The following is a 12,859-nucleotide window of genomic DNA, read 5'->3' as shown; positions in this document are numbered from 1 at the left end:
AACGGAGCAATAACCAATGACGACTAATGCCCCATTTTTTAATCATGGAACTGATATCGCAATTTTAAACGGTGATTACACTGATGTGTTTTCATTGTTAGGTATGCATAAAGCGGAAAATGCTAAGTCATTAATCGTGCGCTGTTTTGTTAAAGGCGCCGTTGCAGTTGAAGTGTTGAGTTTAAAAGACGGCAAAAAAATTGCTTCGCTATCAAAAATGGATGACCAAGGACTATTTGCAGGAGTAATGGGAAGACGGGTAAAGCCTTTCTTATACAGCTTGAAAGTGACCTACCCAATGAGTGTCGAAACCATAATCGACCCCTATCAATTTGGCAGTTTAATTGACCCAAATGATGTGTATCTATTTGCTGAAGGTAAACAACAAAAAAGCTATCAGTTTTTAGGCGCAAACTGGAAAGAAAACCAAGGCGTTGAAGGGGTACACTTTTGTGTTTGGGCGCCGAATGCACAGCGAGTAGCTTTGGTGGGTGATTTTAATCACTGGGATGTCAGACAGCACGTAATGCGTTTTCATCCAAGCAACGGCATTTGGGAGATATTTTTACCCAATGCCTGCGCGGGACAATTTTATAAATTTCAAATTACGAATCAATATGGTGAGCAGATAGAAAAGGCCGATCCCTATGCAGTACAAATGCAGTCGGCGCCGGGTAACTCATCGGTTATACCTGCAAAGCATGACTATCAGTGGAATGATAGTGTTTGGCTCAAAGAGCGGGCTAAAAAGCAATTGCATCAAGCGCCTATGTCGACTTATGAAGTGCACTTAGCATCATGGAAGCGCAAAGGTGAATGGGGCGATGAATACCTTAGTTATCAAGACTTGATTGATGATCTCATCCCCTATGTTGAAGAAATGGGGTTTACCCACTTACAGATAATGCCAATCAGTGAATACCCGTTTGATGGCTCTTGGGGTTATCAACCTGTAGGTTTGTTTGCTTCCACTTATCGTTTTGGTGATCCCGTTGGTTTAAAGGCATTTATTGATGCCTGTCATCAGCGGGACATTGGTGTGCTATTAGATTGGGTGCCAGCACACTTTCCTAAAGATCCCCATGGTTTATCGAAGTTTGATGGCAGCTGTTTGTATGAACATGAAGACCCTCGTAAAGGTGAACACCCTGACTGGGATACATTAATTTTTAATTATGGCCGTGGCGAAGTACAAAGCTTTTTACTCAGTAATGCCTGTTATTGGTTAGAAGAGTTTCATTTTGACGGCCTACGTTTAGATGCAGTTTCGTCAATGCTTTATCTCGATTACAGCCGCGACTCAGGCCAATGGTTGCCTAATGAATATGGCGGCCGTGAAAACATTCAAGCTATTGAGTTTTTGAAACTACTTAACGAGCGTATTTATGCGGCTTTTCCCGGTGTCACCATGATTGCTGAGGAGTCGACTGCTTGGCCGGGAGTGACTAACTCAACTGACAACGGAGGCTTGGGTTTTGGCTTTAAATGGAACATGGGCTGGATGAATGACAGCTTGAGTTACTTAAAACGCGACCCCATTTATCGCTGTCACCATCATCACGAACTGACATTCGCTTTGGTTTACGCCTATACAGAGCAATTTATTTTATCGGTTAGTCATGACGAAGTGGTTCATGGTAAAGGTTCGTTGCTGCATAAAATACCTGGTGATGATTGGCAAAAGTTCGCCACTTTACGCGCTTACTTCGGCTTAATGTGGGGGCAACCGGGTAAGAAACTCATCTTTATGGGGGCAGAGTTTGCACAGCGTGACGAATGGAATCATAACCAAAGTCTTGATTGGCATTTATTACAGTTCGCTCCACACCAAGGGATGCAAAATTGGGTACGAGATTTAAATAACCTTTATCAGCACCATCCTTGTATGTATGAGCTTGACCATCATACATCCGGCTTTCAGTGGCTCGATTGTGATAACAGCCAAGACAGTGTGTTTAGTTTTATTCGTTATGCCAAATCTTCTGATGACCATTTGATTTTTATCATCAATATGACGCCACAAGTGCATCATCATTTTCGAGTTGGTTTACCAAGCGCTAATAAATACGTCGAAGTACTCAATAGTGATATGAATTTTTATGGAGGTAGCGGTGTCGTAAGCTGCATTATTGAACAAGAAAACGTGCCATGGCAAGGAATGCAAACTAGCGGGGTAATGACTGTTCCGCCATTAAGTTGTGTGGTATTAGCGATTAACAACGATATTGAACATGAAGAGGACTGATTATGCCTACTGAGCATGTTCAATCAAATATATTCACTAGCAATGTCAGTTTGTTTGCAGGTAAGCCTTATCCGCTTGGCTCTACAGTTGATGACAACGGGGTTAACTTCGCTTTGTTTTCAGCTAATGCCACCAAAGTTGTGATATGTTTTTTCGATAAGTTTGGCTTAAACGAACAACAGATTTGTTTAACGGCAAAAACCAGACAGGTTTGGCATGGTTACCTTGAGGGAATAAGCGCAGGGCAGTTATACGGTTATCGAGTTTATGGTCCCTATGAGCCATTACTTGGTCATCGTTTTAATCACAATAAACTGTTACTTGACCCTTATGCCAAGCAATTACTGGGTGAACTCGAACCTAATGATGCCAATTATGGCTATGAGTTAACCAATACTGGTTCTGACTTGTCCTTTTGTGAAATTGATAACGCTCAGCATATGCCAAAATGTGTGGTCATTGACGATCGCGCTTTAAAACAAAAACCAGTAAAACGTCTCAATATTCCTCTTGAGCAAAGCATCATTTACGAAATCCACGTCAAAGGTTTCAGTGTACTTAATCATGAGGTTGATGATGACGTTAAAGGTACTTTTGCAGGTTTAGCCTCAAAGAGTTCTATACAGTACTTAAGCCAACTTGGGGTTAACTGTATTGAGTTACTCCCGATTCAAAGCTTTTTTAACGAACCTTTTTTAGTTGAAAAGCAGCTGAGTAATTATTGGGGCTATAACAGTATTGGCTTTTTTGCTCCGAATCCGAGCTATTTGAGTGGTGACACTATCACTGAGTTCAGGGAGATGGTGGACGCATTTCATGACGCCAATATCGAAGTCATTTTGGATGTGGTTTATAACCATACCGCAGAAGGGAATCGTTTAGGGCCCACATTAAGTTTCCGCGGTATCGATAACGCCAGTTATTATCGTTTAGTACCGAATGAACAACGCTTATATATTAACGATACCGGCTGCGGTAATACCTTTAACTCCAATCATCCGCAAGTGCTGCAATTAATTATGGACTCACTTCGATATTGGGTCGAGGTAATGGGAGTGGATGGCTTTAGATTCGACTTAGCCAGTTGTCTTGGCCGTGAAACTTATGGTTTTGATCCAGGCTGCGGGTTCTTTGACGCGCTTTGTCAAGATCCTGTTTTGTGTCAAGTGAAACTGATTGCTGAGCCTTGGGATATTGGCCCCGGTGGATATCAATTGGGTAATTATCCAATTGCATTTAGCGAGTGGAATGACCGTTATCGTGACACTATGCGCCGATTTTGGCGCGGTGATAACGGCATGCTGCCTGAGTTTGCCCGCCGTTTTCATGGTTCAGGTGACTTTTTTGAGCATCATGGTCGTAGCCCATCAGCCAGTATTAACTTTATTACCAGCCATGATGGTTTTACTTTGCATGATGTGGTGAGTTTCGAGCAGCGTCATAACCTAGCGAATGGCGAAGATAACCGAGACGGTCACCATGAAAACCTCAGCTGTAACTATGGCGCTGAAGGGAAAACAGATAATAGAGAAATCCTAAAAGTCCGTTCTCGTCAGCAACGAAATCTATTAACCACCTTAATGTTGTCCCAAGGTGTGCCAATGTTATTAAGCGGCGATGAAATGGGTCACAGTCAGCAAGGTAACAATAATGCTTACTGCCAAGATAACCGTATTTGTTGGATTGATTGGCAAAATATTGATTGGCCGCTGGTGGAATTTACGACAGAGCTCATCAAGTTACGTAAGCGATTTCCTGTCTTGTGTCACAGAGAGTTTATTCACCAGCCTGAAGATCAATATGACAATGGCTTTATCTGGTATAGCCGTCATGGTGAACCAATGGCTAAACGACAGTGGAGTGAATTTGAAGCGCGAACACTTGCAGTAGTACTGACGTGCGAAACTTTACCGCCTTATCAACACCCTCAAGCTTTGTTGCTATTACTCAATGCCGATGAGCAGTCACAGCAATTTGTTCTGCCTGTCATTGATAGATTTAATCAATGGCAGCCACTGATTAACACTCAACAACTTGATAATGCAGATATTGAAAGTTTACTTGCAAAAAGCAAAGTGAAAGTGCTGATTACTGCAATCGATGACAATCCTATTGATGATAAAGCGATTGATGAAACCAATAACCAAAAGACTGAACCCAGTTACGCATGTAGCCAACAGCTGACCCTACTTGGTCGAAGTCTGATGCTATTTCATGCATGCAATAAATCTAATGATTGAGCACTAAAACTAAAAACAACATCAGCTAATGGTTAGTTTGAATATTAGTCAAGAATTTATGTTTTATTCAGGTTTTAAAATGTAATCAAGAAATTGAATTTAATAGGTTTTATGAAGGAGTTTATCGATGCCAGTCACCAAAGGAAAAGCTGCAACCAGTAATGTTACCAATAATAACGCTGTTACAGATAGGGTTGAAAAAGTGAAAAAGTCAGCATCACCAGCCAAGGCTAAATCTGCTGCAAAAGCAAAAACAGCGATCACCAAGTCGAAAACCAATGATTGCGATCCTTGTGACACTTTAGCAGCAACCTTTGAACGTCAGTTTCACAGCGCATTATGCCGCGATGAACTTGCCGTAAATGACATGTACAGCGCATTAGCGACAACCGTTAAATCTCAATTATTGCCACAATGGCGTGATACACGAGTTAAAGATAATCAATATCAGCAAAAGCAGGTGGCGTATCTTTCGTTAGAGTTTTTAATGGGGCGAACTCTTGGTAACGCATTACTGAGTTTAGACTTAACCGAAGAAACTCGTCATGCGTTAACGGATTATTCTGCTCAATTAGAAACACTGCAAGAAGCAGAGTTAGATGCGGGTTTAGGCAATGGTGGTTTAGGACGTTTAGCTGCGTGTTTCTTAGACAGTTGCGCAAGCCTTGATTTATCAGTTGTGGGTTACGGTATTCGTTATGAATACGGCATGTTTAAGCAAAAACTGGTTGATGGTTATCAAGTAGAGCAACCCGATCGCTGGTTGCGAGAAGGTAATCCGTGGGAAGTGCGCATGGCAAACCATGCCATCACAGTGCCATTTTTCGGTCACACAGAATCCTATGTCGACCCACAAGGCCATCGTCATTATGTGTGGACAGATACCCAAGATGTAAAAGCTGTGCCTCATGATATGCCAGTACCAGGTTTTAGAAATGGTCGTATTAATACTCTACGTTTATGGAAAGCAGAAGCCACTGATGATTTTGATTTAGCAGAGTTTAATGACGGCGATTACACCGAAGCGGTAGCACGTAAAAATCTAGCTGAACAAATTACCATGGTGCTGTATCCCAATGATGCCAGTGAAAACGGTAAGGAGTTACGATTAAGACAACAGTACTTCTTATCATCTGCCAGTCTACAAGATATTTTACAGCGCTATGTTGGTGTTCATGGCTTGGATTTCAGCTGTTTTAGTGAGCTTAACGTCATGCAATTAAACGATACCCATCCTAGTATCGCCGTACCTGAAATGATGCGCTTATTAATGGATAGTTATGGTTTAGGTTGGGATGAAGCATGGGACATTACTTCAAAAAGCGTAGCCTACACCAACCATACTTTATTGCCCGAAGCATTAGAGCGCTGGCCTGTGCGAATGCTAACAAATATGTTGCCGCGTATTTTAGAAATCATTTACGAAATTAATGCCCGATATTTAGAAGATGTTGCCCATCATTGGCCGGGTGATAACGACAAATTAGCAGGTATGTCGATTATTGAAGAAGGCCCAGAGCCACATATTCGTATGGCATATTTGGCCATCGTCGCCAGCTTTTCGGTTAATGGAGTCGCAGGTCTGCACACCGAACTATTGAAAAAAGGTTTGTTTAAAGACTTTTACCAACTGTGGCCGCAAAAGTTTAATAACAAAACCAATGGTGTGACCCCAAGACGCTGGCTGGCTCATTGTAACCCGCGTTTAGCAAAGCTATTAAACAGACGTTTAGGTGATAAATGGGTGACTGATTTAACTCAGTTAACCGCACTTAATGCCTTTACCGACGACAAAGCGTTTATGAAGCAATGGCAGCAAGTTAAATACGACAACAAAGTTGATTTAGCCAAACTGGTATTAGAAGAGTGCGACGTGGCGTTCGATCCAGACATGATGTTCGATGTGCAAGTTAAACGGATACATGAATATAAACGTCAGTTACTGAATATTATGCACGTGATACACCTGTATCAACGCATTGTCGCAGGTGACACCGTAGGATTGCATCCACGTTGTGTGCTTATTGGTGGTAAAGCAGCGCCTGGTTATGCGATGGCAAAGCAAATTATTAAATTAGCTAACAATGTCGCTCACATGGTCAATTCAGATCCTGTCGTCACGCCATACCTTCGATTTGCCTTCTTACCCAATTACAACGTCAGTGCGATGGAAAAAATTTGTCCGGGTACTGATTTGTCTGAACAAATTTCAACAGCAGGCAAAGAAGCATCAGGCACTGGCAACATGAAATTCATGATGAACGGCGCAATGACTATCGGCACACTCGATGGCGCTAATATCGAAATGCTAGAAGAGGTGGGAGAAGAAAACTTCTTTTTGTTCGGCATGAATGCTGAACAAGTGAGCCAACTAAAAACCAACTACAACCCTCAACAATTTATTCAACAGTCGACCGCACTTAATCAAGTTTTATTAATGCTTAAGAGTGGTCATTTCAACCTAGTGGAACCGGGTATTTTCGACAGCATTATTCATGCTATTGAAGATCCTTTTGATCAATGGATGATCGCCGCAGATTTTGAAGCTTATAAAGTTGCCCAAGACAAGGTGTCACAAGCCTATGCAGACAAGCAACATTGGACGCGAATGAGTATTCGAAATACTGCAGCAAGCGGACGTTTTTCAAGTGACAACACTATTAGTGCATACCGTGACGAAATTTGGTTAACCAAATAGTTATCGATTGCTATAACTAAAGTCGTAAAGTTAGGAGTTAATATCTATGTCGAATGTTCGTTATATAAGTAATCTTACCCGTGATACATATGCGCTTATTTTAGCTGGTGGACGAGGCTCTCGATTGCATGAGCTAACCGATTGGCGCGCAAAACCTGCGCTGTACTTCGGAGGTAAATTCCGCATTATCGATTTTCCGTTATCGAACTGCATTAACTCAGGCATTCGCCGAGTGGGTGTTGTTACCCAATATAAATCGCACTCATTAATTCGCCATGTCAGTCGTGGTTGGGGACACTTTAAAAAGGAGCTTGGTGAGTCGGTTGAAATATTACCAGCCTCGCAGCAAACATCGGGTAATTGGTACGAAGGCACTGCCGATGCGGTATTCCAAAATATTGATATTATTCGTCATGAAATCCCCAAATACGTGATGATTCTTTCTGGTGATCACGTATATCGTATGGACTACGCAGGCTTATTAGCAGCGCATGCGGAATCTGGCGCTGACATGACAGTATGTTGTTTAGAAACCCCAATACCTGAAGCTGCTGGGGCGTTTGGTGTGATGGAAGTTGATGAAGACAAACGAGTGATCGGTTTTGAAGAAAAACCTGAACTGCCTAAATCTATTCCAGGTAACGAAGAGTATTGCTTAGCGTCAATGGGCAATTATGTATTTAACACTAAGTTTTTGTTTGAGCAATTACGTAAAGACGCAGATAACGCAAACTCTGACAGAGACTTTGGCAAAGATATTATTCCATCGATAATAGAACATGCCAACGTGTTCGCTTTCCCATTTACCAGTGCCGTACCTGACGAGCCTGCTTATTGGCGTGACGTGGGCACCTTGGACTCGTTTTTTCAGGCCAATATGGAGCTGTTATCGCCAACACCAGCTTTAAATCTTTATGACGCTAAGTGGCCGATTTGGACTTATCAAGAACAATTACCTCCAGCTAAATTTGTATTCGATGATGACGACCGTCGCGGCATGGCAGTGGACTCAATAGTGTCTGGTGGCTGTATTATCTCAGGGGCTAAAGTAAAACGTAGTGTGCTGTTTGATGAAGTACGGGTGTGCTCATACTCATTTGTAAAAGACTCAGTATTATTGCCTGATGTTGTGGTGCTGAAGAATTGCAAAATTCAAAATGCGATTATCGATCGTGGCTGTGTTATTCCTGAAGGAATGGAAATTGGATACAGCCGAGAGCAGGATTTAGCCCGTGGATTTAGAGTGTCAGAGAAAGGCATCACATTAGTGACCCGTAAAATGCTTGGTTTACCTGTGGGCTACGAGTAGGACTTAATAAACTAGCGGCTATTAAGCTAAATAGCCGCTTTTTATTTTTGAAATCTCTTTAGGCGTAATGAGTTCTAGAATTAATATTGAAAAGGTAACAACTAACGTGAAAAAAGTGTTGATGATTGCAGCTGAAAATGACGCCATAAAAGGGGCTAAAGTAGGTGGAATGGCGGATGTTATTCGTGACTTGCCGCCCGCACTCGCCAAAGTTGATGTTTATGTAGATGTCGCAATGCCTAATTATGGTTTTATTGCTAAAGACAATAATGCAGACTTCATTGCCAAAGTCGTAGTAAAGTTTGGCGCAAACCTCGAAACAATCGATGTCTATAAAATACCTGCGCCATATTTAACTGCTAGTGACTCGCAAGCTAAAAACTCGCAAGCTCAAAATGGCCAGTTAACCAGTTCTGTGTATCTATTTGACCATCACTTTTTCAACAGTCCAGACAATCAAGTGTATACCGAAGGCTGTGCCGATCGTCCTTTCGCTGAAGATGCCACCAAGTTTGCTTTATTTAACTTAGCGGTCGCACAGGCGTATGTTGATGGCGTGATAAAACCTGTTGATACTTTACATATGCATGATTGGCATGCTGGTATGTTAGTTATGCTGCGCGCTTTTGCACCTGAATATGCAGCGCTTAAAGGTATTCCTTGTGTGTTTTCAATTCATAATTTGGCACTGCAGGGCATTCGGCCAATTCGGGATGATGTATCGTCATTCACTGCATGGTTTCCTGAACTCTCAAGATTGTTAACCCAAGAGCAAAAAGCGCAAATATGCGATCCTCGCTATCCACATTGTATAAATCCTATGAAAATGGGTATTGAACTCAGCGATAAAGTTCACTTAGTTTCGCCGACTTATGCCAATGAAGTATTAATGCCATCCGATCATCAAAACGGATTTTTTGGCGGCGAGGGATTAGAAGGTTCACTTCAAGATAAACATCATCGTGGTGATATCGTCGGTATTCTTAACGGCTGTGTGTATGACGAATCAAATAGTAAGTCGAATACTAAAGTTGAGCGGATAAAAGCAATAAAACCTGTAACGACCAAAGATATTAGCCAAGTATTTGAAGGTGCCCAGCAAGCAGTAATTAAGTGGCTAGGTAAATCTGAATGGATAAAAAGTGTCGATCAAATTGCCTTAAGCCGTCTGCAAATATTAACGACAAAGCAGTCAAAACCTAGCACAGAGTGCGATTTTTTAATGACGTCAGTAGGGCGCTTAACCGATCAAAAAGTCTTGTTACTGCGTCAACCTCATGCTAATTCTGGTTCAAGTTCTAGCGCTAATTCTAGTTCTACCTTGCAGGCTTTGTTAGATAATTTAAAGCAACTTAAACCCAAAGCCGTGTTTATTCTTTTGGGTAGCGGCGATAAACAAATTGCAGCTGAGTTTCAAAAAGTGGCAGCCAATAACGACAACTTTGTTTTTCTTAATGGCTACGATGACGCTTTATCGAGCACTCTTTATCAATTTGGCGAGTTATTCATGATGCCAAGTAGTTTTGAGCCTTGCGGCATTAGTCAGTTACTAGCCATGAAACACGGTCAGGTATGTATTGCTCATGGTGTAGGTGGACTTAGAGATACCATCGCAGATAAGCAAAATGGTTGGTTGTTTGAAGGCAACAATTTACAACACCAATCAGAGCAACTTTTGTTAGTGATGAAAAATGCTTTATCGCTACACAATGACAAAGCCGCTGAATATTTATTGATGAGGCAGTCAGCAAGTGAGGTGAGATTTACTTGGCATCATGCTGCGAAACAATATCTGTCAAAGTTATATGGTGAATAGGTTAAATAATTTATTATATCAATAATTTAGATATAGGTAGTGAGAAACTGAAAGCTCAATTGTTGTAAATAAGCGAGCTTTCAAGTGTGAGTAGTGATATAGATTAGGGCTTGCACTGATTTGAGGAACGCTTAATATTCCATCAGAATGTTGTTATAGCTGATAGCTAATCTTTAGTTGTTTTGGCACAGTCTTTACACAAGCATTGTAATTCAATTTGCGAATTAATCAGTTGAAAATCAGCTTGTTCAATACTGTTTTTCAGCGCTTCTATCACACTTTTTTGAATCCCTTTTTCTGCCACTTTACCGCAACTATTACAAATTAAAAATTGTGGTATTTCGTGCTTGTGATCGCAAGTGATGTGAGAGCAGGCGAGGTATTTATTTTCAGAAGACAGTTTATGCACTAACGACAACTCGATAAGGACATCTAGCATACGATAAACAGACATGGGTGCTAGTGTTTCTTGATAAGTTTCACGGTATTTATCAACAATATCATAAGCAGATAAAGGAACTGTTGAGTCTAAAAGTACAGCAAAAACGTTTTGCCTTTTAGCAGTAAACTTAACGCCATTGGCTTGGCATATTTGCTCTGCTTTAGAAAAGATCGCGATTTTGTTGCTGTTAGACATATTTACTCAATAGAAAACAATAAGACCGTTATTATTTCTGCTCAAGGTGGAATTGTAAATATTAAAATGCCAAAAGTGCGTTATGAGGATAGCTGCTCAAATTATCTATTGATGAATCAGAATTGGAAATTAAGTAGACTTTCCTTACTTGGCATAGCAACTAAAACAAGTTTTATTGGATGTAACTGGAATAGCTTATAAGTACAAAAGTGAGCCATTCACCAAATATTTAGCAATTAACTTGCTCAAGCACTGGTAATATTTTACTGACTTTATCAAACGTCTCTTGATATTCTGCCTCAACATTTGAGTCAGCAACGATACCACCGCCAGCCCAGCAATACAGAGTATTATTCTGAGTCACCAAAGTGCGAATTGTAATACTGGTGTCCATATGTCCATCTTGGCTGATGTAACCAATACTGCCGCAATAAATGCTTCGTCTTGAAGGTTCTAACTCTTCTATGATTTCCATGGCGCGGATTTTGGGGGCTCCTGTAATAGAGCCTCCAGGAAACGCCGCTTTTAATAAGTCGATGGCGTCATATTGCTCAGCCATTATAGCTTCTACAGTACTCACTAGGTGATGCACTGCTGGAAAACTTTCAATATCGAAAAGTTTAGGTACGTTAACAGAACCTGCAGTGGCAACTTTACTAATGTCATTTCGTAGCAGATCTACAATCATCACATTTTCAGCTAAGTCTTTTTCAGAGGTTCTTAAACGCTGTGCATTAAGCTTATCTTGCTCTGGTGACTTATCACGGGGCAGAGTCCCTTTAATAGGTTTAGTTGATATTTGATTGCCATTAAGCTGAATAAATCGCTCTGGTGATATTGATAAAATGCAATGATTTTCTAAACGAATAAATGCAGAAAAGGGTGCTTTATTGGCATCAGAAAGAGCGCAGTAAGCCTGCCATTCACAGCCTTGATAATCAGCATCAAACCTTTGGGTTAAATTTATTTGATAGCAATCGCCTTGCTGAAGGTATTGTTGCACTTTTTCAAATTTAGCGCTGTATTGCTCTTTAGACGTTTGATTTCGCCATGGCGAGGTTAATTTGAAATTAGACTTTTGTGAGTGTTTATTATCTTGGTATTGTTTGTTTTGATTTAATGAATCAATTTTATTCAACTTAAATGATTGGCTAGATTTTGACTTAATGACACCATTTTTAGCCAGTAGATTAGCCACATCGACCAGCTCAGTATCAAGCGCGGTTTGACCTAAATAATGTACTGCGAACCAGCTCTGTTTTGTATGATTAAAAATTAAGGCAAAATCGTAAAAGCCTACATTCACATCCGCAAGTTGAATATCTTTCATTGCTTGCTGAGGTAGATTTTCAATTACTCTACCTAAATCATAATTAAAGCTACCGATTAACCCGCCACTAAAAGGTAACTCACTTGAGTGCTTTACGGGATACAAATGCGACTGAAGCTTTTGTAGTAGCTTAAAGACAGATGAACAACCATCGGGTACAAAATTATGGCTATTGTTGTCTGCATTATCACCATGAAAAGTGTAAGCGCGGTTGTTACTGTCGCTGACAACCGTTGCGATAGGATTGAATACAATAATGTCGACATTGGCATCTTGATGTTCGCTATTAGTTGAATCTAGTAGCATTGCCCAAGGTTGCTGACTAAAGGCACTAAAAACGCTATGAGTATCAACATCCCAGTCGAGTGAAGTAACAGCAAGAGATTGATGACCCAAGTTACGCATTTTATAGCCTATTTAAAAAGTGATGTAGCCCAAAAAGGTTGGAAAGAGTATCATATTGTCCCTGAAAGGATTAATAGCTAATTGAATGCTTTTTAAAGTTTAGCGTTATTTATAAACGATTAGACTGCATTCATATAAAAATAAAACAAGTTATGCCGCAATGGCTGCTGGAGCGCCCC

The 12,859-nt window shown here is 40.8% G+C and carries 7 protein-coding genes; 5 read left to right on the top strand and 2 right to left on the bottom strand.

Annotation, left to right across the window (positions count from 1 at the left end):
• Positions 1 to 16: 16 nt before the first annotated feature.
• The 5 genes from glgB to QPX86_RS10945 all read left to right on the top strand — a co-directional run bounded on the left by glgB (position 17) and on the right by QPX86_RS10945 (position 10,308).
• The gene (glgB, locus tag QPX86_RS10965) at positions 17 to 2,245 is read left to right on the top strand and encodes a 1,4-alpha-glucan branching protein GlgB (protein ID WP_285162663.1); all 2,229 of its coding nucleotides are present in this window, start codon (positions 17 to 19) and stop codon (positions 2,243 to 2,245) included.
• Between the two features lie 2 nt (positions 2,246 to 2,247).
• The gene (glgX, locus tag QPX86_RS10960) at positions 2,248 to 4,485 is read left to right on the top strand and encodes a glycogen debranching protein GlgX (RefSeq protein ID WP_285162662.1); all 2,238 of its coding nucleotides are present in this window, start codon (positions 2,248 to 2,250) and stop codon (positions 4,483 to 4,485) included.
• Between the two features lie 127 nt (positions 4,486 to 4,612).
• Entirely contained in the window at positions 4,613 to 7,183 is a 2,571-nt protein-coding gene (locus tag QPX86_RS10955) for a glycogen/starch/alpha-glucan phosphorylase (RefSeq protein WP_285162661.1), read from the top strand.
• A 46-nt stretch (positions 7,184 to 7,229) separates the two neighbouring features.
• Entirely contained in the window at positions 7,230 to 8,492 is a 1,263-nt protein-coding gene (glgC, locus tag QPX86_RS10950; protein WP_220754644.1) for a glucose-1-phosphate adenylyltransferase, read from the top strand.
• 67 nt (positions 8,493 to 8,559) lie between these two features.
• Positions 8,560 to 10,308, top strand: coding sequence for a glycogen synthase (locus QPX86_RS10945; protein ID WP_285162660.1), 1,749 nt, complete (start codon positions 8,560 to 8,562; stop codon positions 10,306 to 10,308).
• A 166-nt stretch (positions 10,309 to 10,474) separates the two neighbouring features.
• Here the strand turns inward: QPX86_RS10945 and QPX86_RS10940 are convergent, their stop codons facing one another.
• Both QPX86_RS10940 and pabB read right to left on the bottom strand, forming a co-directional pair.
• Positions 10,475 to 10,945 (bottom strand): Fur family transcriptional regulator, encoded by a 471-nt coding sequence (locus tag QPX86_RS10940; protein WP_285162659.1) that lies wholly within the window; start codon positions 10,943 to 10,945, stop codon positions 10,475 to 10,477.
• 229 nt (positions 10,946 to 11,174) lie between these two features.
• Positions 11,175 to 12,680, bottom strand: a complete 1,506-nt coding sequence (gene pabB, locus QPX86_RS10935) for an aminodeoxychorismate synthase component I (protein ID WP_285162657.1) — start codon at positions 12,678 to 12,680, stop codon at positions 11,175 to 11,177.
• Positions 12,681 to 12,859: the final 179 nt, after the last annotated feature.

The sequence above is a fragment of the Shewanella goraebulensis genome (assembly GCF_030252245.1).
GTDB classification, from domain to species: Bacteria; Pseudomonadota; Gammaproteobacteria; order Enterobacterales; family Shewanellaceae; genus Shewanella; species Shewanella goraebulensis.
Note: the sequence above shows the minus strand (reverse complement) of the source record. Positions and strands in the feature narration are given on the sequence as shown.

Coding starts and splice junctions, on each gene's coding strand:
- glgB (WP_285162663.1), top strand. CDS start 17: ATGACGACTAATGCCCCATTTTTTAATCATGGAACTGATATCGCAATT.
- glgX (WP_285162662.1), top strand. CDS start 2,248: ATGCCTACTGAGCATGTTCAATCAAATATATTCACTAGCAATGTCAGT.
- QPX86_RS10955 (WP_285162661.1), top strand. CDS start 4,613: ATGCCAGTCACCAAAGGAAAAGCTGCAACCAGTAATGTTACCAATAAT.
- glgC (WP_220754644.1), top strand. CDS start 7,230: ATGTCGAATGTTCGTTATATAAGTAATCTTACCCGTGATACATATGCG.
- QPX86_RS10945 (WP_285162660.1), top strand. CDS start 8,560: ATGAGTTCTAGAATTAATATTGAAAAGGTAACAACTAACGTGAAAAAA.
- QPX86_RS10940 (WP_285162659.1), bottom strand. CDS start 10,945: ATGTCTAACAGCAACAAAATCGCGATCTTTTCTAAAGCAGAGCAAATA.
- pabB (WP_285162657.1), bottom strand. CDS start 12,680: ATGCGTAACTTGGGTCATCAATCTCTTGCTGTTACTTCACTCGACTGG.